At 56.0% G+C, this 12318-nt stretch carries 8 protein-coding genes; 6 read left to right on the top strand and 2 right to left on the bottom strand.

Going from position 1 to position 12318, the window contains the following annotated elements; all coding sequences use genetic code 11:
• The first annotated feature begins 444 nt into the window (after positions 1-444).
• The 5 genes from CV770_RS18710 to CV770_RS18695 all read left to right on the top strand — a co-directional run bounded on the left by CV770_RS18710 (position 445) and on the right by CV770_RS18695 (position 8297).
• Positions 445-2493, top strand: coding sequence for a YtxH domain-containing protein (locus CV770_RS18710; protein WP_104463353.1), 2049 nt, complete (start codon positions 445-447; stop codon positions 2491-2493).
• Between the two features lie 945 nt (positions 2494-3438).
• Positions 3439-3651, top strand: coding sequence for a hypothetical protein (locus CV770_RS41670; RefSeq protein WP_146101319.1), 213 nt, complete (start codon positions 3439-3441; stop codon positions 3649-3651).
• Between the two features lie 719 nt (positions 3652-4370).
• The gene (locus CV770_RS18705) at positions 4371-4814 is read left to right on the top strand and encodes a hypothetical protein (protein WP_146101318.1); all 444 of its coding nucleotides are present in this window, start codon (positions 4371-4373) and stop codon (positions 4812-4814) included.
• Positions 4804-6930 (top strand): type IV secretory system conjugative DNA transfer family protein, encoded by a 2127-nt coding sequence (locus CV770_RS18700; protein ID WP_146101317.1) that lies wholly within the window; start codon positions 4804-4806, stop codon positions 6928-6930. Before CV770_RS18705 ends, CV770_RS18700 begins: the two co-directional genes overlap by 11 nt.
• A gap of 422 nt (positions 6931-7352) precedes the next feature.
• Entirely contained in the window at positions 7353-8297 is a 945-nt protein-coding gene (locus tag CV770_RS18695) for a replication-relaxation family protein (protein ID WP_104463350.1), read from the top strand.
• Positions 8298-8648: 351 nt separating this feature from the next.
• Here the strand turns inward: CV770_RS18695 and CV770_RS18690 are convergent, their stop codons facing one another.
• Positions 8649-10043 (bottom strand): P-loop ATPase, Sll1717 family, encoded by a 1395-nt coding sequence (locus CV770_RS18690; RefSeq protein ID WP_146101316.1) that lies wholly within the window; start codon positions 10041-10043, stop codon positions 8649-8651.
• Positions 10044-10322: 279 nt separating this feature from the next.
• Between CV770_RS18690 and CV770_RS18685 the strand changes: the two genes are divergently transcribed.
• Positions 10323-11074, top strand: a protein-coding gene (locus CV770_RS18685; protein ID WP_245453790.1) for an IS5 family transposase whose coding sequence is annotated in 2 segments (ribosomal slippage) — positions 10323-10641 and positions 10641-11074 — 753 coding nt in all. Because the reading frame shifts where the segments join, the coding sequence is not laid out codon by codon here.
• A 643-nt stretch (positions 11075-11717) separates the two neighbouring features.
• Here CV770_RS18685 and CV770_RS18680 read toward each other — a convergent pair.
• The gene (locus tag CV770_RS18680; RefSeq protein WP_161500006.1) at positions 11718-12044 is read right to left on the bottom strand and encodes a DUF3768 domain-containing protein; all 327 of its coding nucleotides are present in this window, start codon (positions 12042-12044) and stop codon (positions 11718-11720) included.
• Positions 12045-12318 lie beyond the last annotated feature (274 nt).

Here is a 12318-nt window from a genome sequence, read left to right as displayed (position 1 = left end):
CGGCCATATCAGTCTTGAAGGTCACCTCCACCCGGACCGAGCGAGTGCGCGAGCCGTGTCACACGCCGGGACTTACGCAACCTCCGCCGATCATTGCGATAGGAAACTATCCTCGCAGTTGAGCAGCCCGAGTTCGAAGAGACGAACGCCTTGGTCGGCGTATTAGCTAATCCGCTCGAAGACCGTGCCTACGACGTTGGCGCCCGGCGGCGAGGGCCTGCGCGCCGTGACCAACTGCAGCGAAGCCGGGCTTGCGCACCAGCACCTATGGTTCGGGGTCGGAGGGCTCCGTCGGCGAATGCGGCTATCTCGTCAACATCGAGGCGAGCGCGGCCCGGCTTTGCTTTCTCGCCTCGCTCACGCGGGTGCTTGGCGCCCGGGAGACCATCTTGGTGCGAGGATGAAGTCAAGCAATCATACGGTAAGCCGCTCGGGAGCTGTTCAATGAGCATACCGGCTTTTCTGGGATTCTTGATCGGCGCCGCGATCGGGGCTGTTGCCACGTCAACGTCCGGCCCGGAGCTTCGTACGGAAGCCGTTCGGTGGATTACCGAGGCGCGCTGGACAATCTATCTCAACCGGCCGACCTGGCGATTTCCTGCGGTGCTCTCAGCAATACTCAACCTGCTTCAGGTAGAAATCCTGCTTATTCTCGTCTCTTTATGGCTGCTCGGACTGGTTTGGGCAATTTTCAGTTCGCCGACATGGAGCGATCAGACCTATATTCGGTACATCGTCGGCTCGCTGGTAGGTATGGCGGCAGCTCCGTGGATCTGGTTGCATTTTTCACGGAGCTTCGACGTCAGCAAAACTGACGGCGGGGTGGCAAGCGAAAGCGGTCAGCTTCCTAGGTATCGGTTTGTTAGTTTCGTGCTGGGTGCCGCATTACTTGTCGCGATGTTGCATCCTTATCTGGCGACGTGGTTGACCCGCACAAACAAGATCGAAGGCTTTGGCGTCGCGCTAAGCTTCGTGCAACCTCGGAACGAACGTGGATCAGCCATCCTGCAGGTTGGACAGCAGGCCACAACGTCTCTCGGTCAGACATCAACCCGCCTCGCCAGCGCGACCTCCCGCGCCCATCTGGTCGCGACCGGTCATCCAGGTCAGAAACCAGGAACGACACGCAGGACATTGAAGGACGTCACGGCCAGTCTGGAAGGATTTAGCGACCTTTCGGTGATCGATCGCGACAAGGTATATATCGCGTATTTTGAACACGAACGTAGCGGTAGGCGCGGCCAACCCACGCTGAGTTCAAATTTCGCTAACCTCCAGGAATACGTCAACGCCGCGAGTCCGAAAATTGATCAAGGGCCCGACGACGCATTCCTGACGGCGCTTGCGGATTTCTCAGAGTGCATTTCACTGTACGCGGAAAAAGTCCGCGATTTCCGGCTGTTTCTTGTCGAATCCAACGTCCTCTTGCGATCACTGCTCGATGATGTAGCCACAAAGTGGAGCGAGCGAGACGTGACATCCCCCGCCTCGCAGCAGATGCCCTTCAACCAACAGGGATCAGGCTCTACGCTGAATTTGAAGCTATTCGATGCGCTCGCGCAGCAAGTGGTGCAGTCGCTAAAGAAGCGCAATGTTCTTACTAACGCGGATGTTTGCGGTAGTGTCGACAGGCTAACGAACAAGGTCGTCTTGCTGAACGGCGTGGGTAAGACCCCCTATCCCGCGTACCAGATAGCCCACTACATGGCCGCGATTGATTCGGTCGAAACCGGAGTTCTGGTGCTCCGGGATTGGATCTTCCGGCAGCACAAGCAGTACAAGCCCGACTTTATTCGAGACGATCCGGAGCAAGGTTGGTATGCGATCCGCGCTATGCTGACGTCAAGCCAACTTCCATACCGTTTCGGAAGCGTCTCCCCGACCCACCGGTCATTGGTTAAGTTTCAGCAGGAAACGACCGATCGCATCGCCGCGCTACTGAACGTTCGCGACGGGCGGTCATGGCGCTCCTTATGCGAACGGCTCAGCGAGCGCGGATTGCACGCTCAAATAGGCCGATATCTCGCCATGACCTACGCCGACGAACGAAATTACCTTTACGAACTGCTTCGGCCCGAGGATTTTGGTCTAGCGCCACCCGGCGAGGACGCCCTGAAAAGCACAGACCTTTCACCGGCGACCTACCTTGAGGAAGCCGAAGCGATACTGGGTGCGTCGGGATGCTTTGAGGGAGTCCCGAGATTCAATCGCCAATTGATTGGTGTATATTACCTCAATGCAGCTCAACTGCGGTACTCACTTCGCATCCTTAAGGAGGGGGATGAAAAGCTTGCCTTGACGCAAAAAATCCGGGCTGACCTGGAGCAGGCAAGACAGCTCGACACCGAGCGAGAGCGCGAAAACTCTCGTCAAATCAGTGTCGTCGAGGCCCGGATCCTGGACTTGTTGCGCCAACCCGAGGAGTTTGAACCACACCGAGCCCGATTGGCCGAATTCCGCAAGATACTCGACAAGGAAAGCGCTAGGGACTAAAGTTACTAATCATCGCGACTTTCAGTGAGTTCAGATCATGCTGCGCACGCTGTCGTTCGTACTTTTCACGCTACTCATTGCATGGGCGCCGATTTTCGAAGTATTGGCCCGCACCGATCCGTAGCAGAAAACCCGCTGGGTCAAAGACCCAAAATTGATACCGCGGTTCGCAACGTTGTTGCGACGATGAATGTTGTTGCGACGATTGCTGTTGCAAGATCGCCATTTCCGTTATTGCTCGCAGGTTTGCGTGATCTGGGTCGCAGTACCTATGTACTAGTTGGTCTGCAAAAGTTGCGCACCGGCAATTCGGCGTCTTGCCCCGAGAACGGAGAGACTCCATCTCCCGCGATCGATGCTTAGGGCGCGAAGCTGACTACCAACACCCCATTCGCGGGTATGACTACATCTGCATGCGCGGGCAAACCATACGTGATTCGGTTGCATGCGATGCTGCTGCCACCATTTCCCGCGGTGATCGGATTTGTCCAATTGTCGTAGACATCTGAGTTGAAGCACTCGATCCTCCGCCCGGAACGCGAGCCTATAGCCGTAATGCGTGACCTCGCTCAGGGATGCGACAACGACAATTTCCTTGCCGGAGTCCTCGGTAGGCCAGGACGCGGGTGGAATCCCAGTAGACATTAATCTGTCCGCGCCACACAGCATCCAACTCGCGGCGCAATGCGATCGGCTCGCGAGTAAACCGCAGACAATCCGACGCTGTTCGGTCGGTGCTCAGTCCATCTCACCAGATCTGGAGTTTGCCGGCACCCGTCGAATCATCCCAGTATTTGTCCTTGAGGAACTCCTGCCCCTGAACAGCAGAGGCACGCCGGCCCGGTCTTGAGCAGGCCTGCGACCGGGCTCGGCTGCGGGATTGCTACGTTCGGCTGCTACGGGAATGCGCGGGTCTGCGTCCGAGTGGGAGGCGAGCAGGAGATCATGGTTCTCGAGCATGGCGACGGCGCGGGGTCCTCAGGGAGAGCAAAAGGAACACTAGCCCTTCAACTCACCAAGCCAATGACGATCTGCACTGGGAGAAATGATCTCGGCACGATCTGCGAGAAATTAGGATATCTACCGGACGAGCGTGCTGCACTGCAAATTTCAGGGCTTACCGAAGAATTTGCACAAGAACTCGTCAATTTAAGATAGCATCACTAGTCGGCTGACTCACAGCCGTCGCGACGGCTCCAACCCCATGGAGCTAAGCGATGACTGGAAAGGAAGTGGTCAACTGGCGTGGACTTAAGACACTTGGAATTCCCTACAGCCGCACGCATTGGTTTAGGCTCTGTGCGTCTGGTGAGGCGCCGATGTTTTTCAAACTAGGTTCCCACAGAAACAGTCCTCCCGTGTGGTGGCTGCACGAGATTGTCGAGTGGCTCGAAGCTCGCGCAAAGGCCAAACCTGCCGACGCTCCAAGCAAGTAGGAGCGGGGCTGGCCCTCCAAAGCCAGCCCTTCCTTCCTGGAAGCTGATCTGCTCCTTATGCCCCGCCATACCCCCCGCCTTTAAGGTAAGGCGGGGTCAGAGGTTGCTATGAGCAGCCATGATCAACGATGTACTAGCGACGGGGCGAGGTGCTCCGTGCGACTTCCGTTGTGCTGCTGCACAACAGCGCGTGAGCGCGATCATGCCTTCCACCCTCTTATGCGAGATTGATCCATCTCAGACTTCGTCCGAGCCTCATCAATCTCTTCACTAGGAGGACAAGCTCTGCGAGTCCTCGAAAAATGTAGGGGCACTTGGCTCGGCTTCCCGCGAGCAGACGGTCAGTGCTCAAGTCGGAGGAACAAGATCGCGCGACGGGAGAGGCTATCTTTCTGCCTCTCAAGCGTGCATACTGACTTTTTTGCAGAGGAGATTTACTCCATGCAACTAAAGCTTAAGCGCTCACAGCGTGCGGGCGGCATGCTCGGCGGCAAAGTCATCTTTGCGCTCGATGCGCGCACCGATCTCACGCCGGATGAAAAAGGACTGGTGAGCAAGTACGGTCTTGGAAAGCTCGTCGTATACGACAGCGAGGCACGTAAGAAACACGGCGAGGCCGCATACGGTCATTTCGATGAGGGCGCGAGCAGCACTGTGGGCCGCTCGCTTTGGAAAAGCGCTCGCGGCATTGCCAGTGCCGCCATGATGTCACTCTCGCTGCGCGTCACCGTCGAGAGCTTGACCGGCGGCCAACACATCGAATGCAAGGATCTTGACGAACTGCTTGGCGCTGAAGCTGCTATCCTTAACGCGTGCAAGAACCTGAAGGCGTATCTTGAGACGGCGCAGACCTTCGACGGACGGGAGGAGGTCATTGAGTTCTAAGCTTCCAAAGTACATACCTCCGTCTCCGTTTACGCCGTTTCTTCGGCGCTTCACGGATGAACGGGCGCGTGACCTGTCTGAAACGATGGTCCTCTACAACGAAGTGCGCGCTATCTATGCTGGTTCGCTGTGGGCCAATCCCCAGGCTATAGAGCACGTCAATACGCTAATTGCCGAGCGGGTCGGAGAGGCCGTTGATCTGCCACAGTCATCCACGCTCTTGAAGGCGCTCGATCGCTGTCAGCAAGAGATTCTCGCACTTGAAACGACAATCTTTACCTTCCCGGAGATCGATCTGAAAACTGCAGCCCTCTCTCTTAAGGAGCATGTCGATCTTCGCCAGTACCTGCGCGCCAAGCAACACTTCCATGCCAACGATGGCCGCGTTGCTGAGCTTCTTATGGATACGCTCGCCGGATTGTTTGAAGCGATTGTCTCGGCGCTGCCAGACCAACAGGCCAACACCGACGCGCCGCCGCCGCTTACCGTTCCTGTTGTGTGTCTTCTCCGCAACCCGGGCGATCTCGTTGCCAGGCTGATAGCCACCATTTGCCAGCGCGAGAGCGCAGAAGCAGGTTTGTTTTCAACGCTCCAAAACCGCCTGTACAGAAATGTATGTTTCGCCTCGGGCGTCTCCCCGAATGAAGAGAAGCTGCGCAGGCCACTCATCGAGGCCGACAACTCCGATCTTCCGCCTGTGGAGCTCGTGAAAGCCTATTTGAGGGAAACGCCGTTTCTCGAACTATTCCTCTGCCCGGTACCCTTTAGCATTCCCGTAAAGACTCGTTTCGAGCACCAGTGGATTGTTGCGCCGCCAGGCGCGGGCAAATCTACTCTCCTTCAGTATCTGATCTCGCGCGACCTTGAGCTGGTCGCCGCGGATCAGGCGTCCATCGTCGTCATGGAAAGCAACCGCGATCTGATCAAGGCCATAGAAGGGTTAAAGGTCTTTGCGCCCGGAGAAGGCCTGGACGGAAAACTTGTCGTAATCGATGCCGAAGACGTCGAATGGCCGGTGGCCCTCAATCTGTTCGACGTCGGCATCGGGGAGATGCATTCCTGCTCGCCGGCCGAGCACGAAGGCTTCAGAAACGCAGTGCTAGCGCTCTATGATTACATCTTTAGCGCCTTGCTTTCGGCGGAGATGACCAGCCGGCAGAATACCTTGTTTCATTTCACGATCGAGCTTCTGCTCACAATCCCCTCGGCCACCATGGACACGCTCATTGACCTCATGCAGCCCGGAGGCCTTGCCAAATTCAAAGAGCACCTCTCCAAGCTCGATCCGGATGCGAGGCGATTTTTCGAGCTGAAGTTCAGCAGCAAGGAGTTCGACCGGACAAAGGAGCAGGTCGTCGATCGGCTCTTTGCCGTCAAGCGTATCCGGACGCTCTCGAGAATGTTCTCGGCACCAAGATCGAAGTTCGACTTCTTCACCGAAATGAGCGCTGGGAAAGTTATCCTCATCAACGTTCCGCAAAGCCTGCTTCAAGAAGACGGCGTGGAGATCGTGGGTCGTTTCTTCATTTCAATGATCCTGCTCGCCGCACACAAGCGTCAGCTTCTCCCAAAGGGGCAGCGCCTTCCTTGCTTCGTGTACATCGATGAATGCCAAGACTTCATCAGACGCGATCCGAAAATTCCGGTCATTCTCGATCAGGCGCGCAAGCTCAATGTGGCTCTGATCCTCGCCCATCAGCGATTGCAGCAGATGCAGCCACATGTACTCGATGCCCTCTATGGTGCGACTGCGATAAAGTTCGCCTCGAAGATCAGCGACGCCGCGGCTCATGCGCTTGCGCGCGACATGCGTACCACACCCGACTTCATTCTCAATCAGCCGCAGTACCATTTTGCGGCGTATGTCCGCGGCTTGACGGACGGCGCGCTGTCGGTTGGCATCCCGGCCACGGACCTAAATGGGCTGCCGCGCATGACGGTCCATGAGCACGCAGAGGTCCGGAGGAGAATTCGAGAGCGTTATGCGGTTAACCCGGCGGCCTCGGTAATTGCTCGGATCGATGTCGAGAAGACGTCGAGTAAAGGTCCGAAAGAGCCGGTGAGTCGAGATTCCGTAGCAGTGAGAGACCTAGGCGGCGATGACTGGCGCTCATAGCGCACAAAAAGAAGCCCGCCGAAGCGGGCTTGTGGTTAGTTTGGCGCGTCGGCCGCTTTTGATGGGCACGTACTGGCGCGGTGTCCGGGCTCATCGCAGATCGAGCATCTCGAAATACGGCGTTCACGACCTGCGCCGCCGAGTAGCCCGCTGAGCTCGGCGTCCAACTCCTCGCGCTTGGCGATGAGCTCTTTAACGCGCGAGATCTTGCTATCCAATTCCATATTAACCACCTCCTTTCGGTGCGAAGATAGCGCCTGAAGTGCTGCGGGTCTGCTTCATCCGACGGCGCGATCTGCCGAGTGTGGTGTGCATGTGCAGGCATGCAGATCAATGAGCTGCAGTAATGATCTTTCACTTTTTCTTGCGCTGGCGCGGCCGATTATCTGCATCCGCGGTCACGTCTGATACATTCTCGTGCTATGGATGATACCTTAGCGCCCCCAAAACGTCGGCCTCGCTTCCGTCGCTCGTCAGAAGCTATTCCATTTCGAATCACTGACGGTGATGTGCTCATCCTTGGGCAACTAGCTCGTTATCGTTTCCTGCGATCTGCTCACATTGCGGCCCTTGTTGACCGTTCACTCGATCGTACCAATGACCGGCTGTGTCGCCTATATCATGCGGGCTATGTCGATAGGCCGCGCGCGCAGCTCGATTACTACCCCACATCAGGTTCGACACCTATGGTGTACGCGCTTGGCGACCTTGGGGCCCAATTGCTCAGCGAGCGCGGCGCTGAGTTTGCAAATCTCGAGTGGAGCCGGAAAAATCGCGAAGCGGGCCGACCATTTATTGAGCATCAGCTGGAGATCGTCGAGTTTCATATAGCGCTGGAACGGTCTACGCGTGGTCGGAGTGACGTACGGCTCATTCATCCCGAAGAGATTATTGCGAGTTCGCCTGAGCGCACCCGCAAAAAGCGAAACCCGTTCGCCCTGCGAGCTACGATCTCGCAGAGCGAACGCGCGCACGACCTCGCCGTAGTTCCCGACCTTGTGTTCGGTCTGATGTTTCCCGATGGCTCGCGCCGTTGCTTCATGGTGGAGATCGACCGCGGCACGATGCCGATCTCCCGCTCAGATTTTCGACAGACTAGCTTCGAGCGAAAGATGCATGCGTATCTCACCGCTTACGGTCAAGGAGAACACACGAAGCACTTTGGTTGGAAGACATTCCGTGTGCTTGTTGTGACTACTAATCAACAACGTACCAGATCCATGATCGAGAGGCTGCAGCAACTGAATGTGCAGGAGAGCCCTGGACCTTCCCTCTTCCTGTTTAGCTTAGCTAATGAATTGCAGAGGAATGATCCGTTTACCCACTTTTGGCAGGATGGCAGCGGCCGCGCCACTCGCTTAAAATAAGTTGACGATCGGCTAAGTGGGACTCACCCATCGACCGGTTAGTTCGCGTCGAACTCCGATCTGGTCATCGCTTCTTGCTCCATATTGCCGTCTACTGAGCCCTCAAAACTCAGGGTGTGCCCAACAATGCGGTTCCGCTCCTTCTTCAATTCCAAGACCAGCGACTATCGACCGCTGTGCCTTTCTTGCCTCTCAAACGGAAGAAGCGGGTGTCCGGTCCGAAAAGCTCCTCGCGGCCGTACCACATTCACAAAGACCCAAAATTGATCTTTCGAATTCGCCACTGAGCTAGGCTATTCAGCTTCTGCCTTTTGCCGCATAGCGGCCAACAACTTTGTAGATCGCCGCCACTCACTTAAACAATGGAGAAAGCTCAATCGAATCGCTTCGATCCAGAGCCTCCAAGGGATGTCCTTCCCATGGATAGTGGCGGCGCCCATCGGCCACAAAGACAAACGCGCCAAGCGTCCCAAGGAGAGCGCTTGCGCGCGGTATTCCAGCCTGAACATTGATTACCCAATCGTACTTTGCGCGAATTCCATGAAGCGGGCCGTGAGGGTCCGAGATGCTGCTGTCGATTGCAGCATCCACGGACTGGGTTGTCATCGACGGTTTAAGGTCGCGAACAACAGCAACAGCTGCTTTACAAAAAGCATCGACGCCGGGGTAGATACCGCCAAATAGACGCGACATATCTTTATATTTGTCATCTTTTAGCTGAGTAGAGGCGCTGAGCAGGTTATCGTTGGAAAGCTTTACTCCGGCTGATGCTGATTGGGCCTCCGACAATAAGAAAAGCACGTCGCGAGGACCGTTTATGATTCGGGGAAAAACTAAATCCGCGAAATCTTTCTGAGTCAGACCGAACACATCGTTCCATTCGGACTTCAACCGTTTTCTCACACGGAGAGACACAAACTCGATCAGGTCATCTCGTGTCCATTCGAGCCGCGCTACACTATCCGCAAAGTGAGAGTAGTCCGTGTAGTGTTCCTGAACGCTGTCGAAAACGTGGAATTTTGTGAACGCCGCAACGCGAAGACCGGCTGTGTGAATTTCAGCAAGTAGGTTCAGCAAAGCTCCAATTCGAAAGGCATTTGCTCGATCTGTTAGAGCGAGTCCGTGTCCAACGATGTACTCGGGATTGTCAACGACAAGACAGAACCTATGCTTCTCGGCCGCTGTAACGTTTTCAAGGCATTTCAGAGCTGCACTTGCCAAGTCCTTTCGCCGGACTTGCTTGAGGTACCGGCCTCGCTCTTCTTTACTAAGGCTGAATCCAGTTCCAAGAATCTGTAGGCTCGCGAAACGGTCCTTGACAAAATCCACTACACTTTCCAAAAAATTCTTGGTCACGAAATCTTCGGCTTCTGCATAAGCGTCGCGGAGAGTTTTGGATTGCGCCTTTCTTTGCTGTGCCGGATTTCGCCCAATTAACTCCCCGAGCAAGCCCGCGAGCAACTCTGCGCGAAGCAAAGTGCGGTAATCTTCATCGTTGAATGAGGGATCGTCTACGAATACCCTCGCAGTAGTTGCATCCAGTGATATTGTCGCATAAGGCGAATCCTTCGAGAGCAACCATTTTTTAAGCGCAGTTTTTCCAGCACCCGGCCGAGACAGAATAAGGAATGGCCCGTCGCCGGATGGAGCAGATAAAATATTCTGAATGAAAGCCGTTCGATGAAAATAATCTAGGAGGTGTGCATCGCGCTCGGCTGAGAGCGGTCCAAAAGATGCCTGTGACACTTATGCGCTCCTTTTTCCGTTTCCACTCACAAGAACTGGAGAGCGTGACAGAGACAGAGTTGCGCCAGGATCATCCAGTAGCATATAAACAGCCCATCGAAAGAACTCTTCGGCGCGATTACCTGAAACGCTTGCGCTGGCAGCGACCTTATCGAGAGTCGCGAGCTCGCCCTTACGCAAGATTGCAACCGACCTAGGACCGATCGACATTCAGGATTCCCAATCGCCGTAATCGCTGATTCATAGGGTTCCGTGATTCTCACGGAGACGGTCATGGTGATGAAGCGGTACGAGTTGAGCGACGGACAATGGGGGAAGATTGCGCCGCTGCTGCCGGGCAAGTCTGGCGACCCTGGCCGTACAGCCGCGGATAACAGGCTGTTTGTAAACGGCTGTTTGTGGATATTGCGCTCGGGCGCGCATTGGGGTGACTTGCCGGAGCGGTACGGCAAATGGAAGACCGTGCATCGGCGCTTCAGTCGCTGGTGTCATGCTGGCGTCTGGGAACGCATATTTTCAGCCCTGACAGCCGATCGGGACAATCAGTATCTGATGATCGACAGCACCATCGTTCGTGCTCATCAGCAGGCGACGAGCGGAAAAGGGGGGCCAAAGATCAGGCGCTGGGGCGCTCCCGAGGCGGACTGACCACCAAGATCCACATGCTGGCTGATGCGCTCGGCCGTCCACTCCGCTTCATCGTCACGGCTGGGCAGGTCAATGACATCACCCAGGCGCCCGCACTGCTCGATGGCCAGAGCGGCGATGCCGTGCTCGCCGACAAGGCCTATGACAGCAACGCCCTGCGTGCGATCATCGCGGAAATCGGCGCAATGGCGGTGATCCCGTCAAACCGCACCCGCAGGATCATCATTCCGCACGATGCCGACGCCTACAAACAGCGCAACTGCATCGAGCGCTGCTTCTGCCGGCTCAAACACTTCCGACGCTTGGCAACCCGCTATGACAGGCGAACCGCCAACTTTACAGGCTTCATCCACCTCGCAGCCGCAATGATCTGGATGCAATGAATGTCGATCGGTCCTAGTGTGCAAATCTGGGGCGACTGAAGCTGGCGGCACATTTAGCTGCGTAGCTAGAAATCTGCGTGCTCGGTCAGCGAGTAGTTGGACCTTGTGGATGTCAGACGTGGGCTTCGGATTCAGACCAAGCGTAAAGGCGCCATCGGCTTCAGAAAGGACGCCAAGGGCAACTAGGAAGCGGAGATATTCCCTCACGCGCTCTGATGATATGTAGGCGGCGAGATTCTTGAGGAAGAACTCTTCCGACTTTTGGCTTTCGATCAAGGCAACGATTGAATCCAATTCATATGCATTACCACGTCGAAGGACTGTAATTAGTTCGGCCGACTTTCTGGTAATTCGAGCATATTTGCGCCCGTCTCGTCGGAACTCCATGGCGGTTTCCCTCGCACTGCAAAGCGCACAATTGCTGATCGCCGTTGTTTTGCTTGCCTCGCGCTTTTCGGATAGCTCTTGGCGCCCTGGCTGCACGAAGGGAAAACCGACGGACACTGGGCAATCGTGGCGGCTCGGATTGAAAAGAAGAGATTTTATCCGTCGTGGCCAACAAGTCAAGGTTGCAGTTCGTCCCCCGGTTATTCCCGTCGCCAACGAAAGTGGTGGCGAAAAAAGAAAGACCCCTGGGGCGGGGTCAGTATTCCTCCTCGTGCATGACGGTGAGCACCCGGACGGTTTTTATCGGATCGGAGGGGTCGTCAGACCAGCGTCGCAAGTCCGCTCCGTAGTATTGGATCCTGGCGAAGTACACCGCGCCGTCGTGCTCAACAAGTAGGAAAGTGTGCTCGCCATAGGGGTCATAATCTCGATCGAAAAGATCTTGTGTGCGCACCTTGTCAAGCACCATAGCTTTGTCGGCATCCGGCAAGGCGTTGACCCGCGCGCTAAGCTGGATCAGGCCACTCGTGAACGTTTGACGAAAAGCATCATTCAGCTCGCGGACACGCGCTGTCTTGTCCATTTCAGATTCTCCGGGCAACCGGAACCCGACCATCGGGTGCCGGAGAGCACGGAGAAGCAGTCACGATCAATTATGTCTCGGCGTCGCCGGCTTTGTCGAGACATCGACTGTGGACAACCCCCCTCGGACGCGTAAATCGCGGTCACCGGCATATTGGAGAATCCGGACCGTGCCGCCAAATTGCATCGCATTCGTTTAAGCTACCATTTGTATGACATGGCTTCGCTATGGTGCGCGAAGCGCCGCCGCGCGCACTACGAGCGCTCCGACATGC

It is taken from the genome of Bradyrhizobium sp. AC87j1, from assembly GCF_002936975.1.
Lineage (GTDB): Bacteria > Pseudomonadota > Alphaproteobacteria > Rhizobiales > Xanthobacteraceae > Bradyrhizobium > Bradyrhizobium shewense.
Note: the sequence above shows the minus strand (reverse complement) of the source record. Positions and strands in the feature narration are given on the sequence as shown.

Excerpts from the sequence above, each read along its gene's own strand:
- CV770_RS18695 (WP_104463350.1), top strand. The coding sequence starts at position 7,353 with ATGGATGATACCTTAGCGCCCCCAAAACGTCGGCCTCGCTTCCGTCGC.
- CV770_RS41670 (WP_146101319.1), top strand. The coding sequence starts at position 3,439 with ATGGTTCTCGAGCATGGCGACGGCGCGGGGTCCTCAGGGAGAGCAAAA.
- CV770_RS18680 (WP_161500006.1), bottom strand. The coding sequence starts at position 12,044 with ATGGACAAGACAGCGCGTGTCCGCGAGCTGAATGATGCTTTTCGTCAA.
- CV770_RS18710 (WP_104463353.1), top strand. The coding sequence starts at position 445 with ATGAGCATACCGGCTTTTCTGGGATTCTTGATCGGCGCCGCGATCGGG.
- CV770_RS18705 (WP_146101318.1), top strand. The coding sequence starts at position 4,371 with ATGCAACTAAAGCTTAAGCGCTCACAGCGTGCGGGCGGCATGCTCGGC.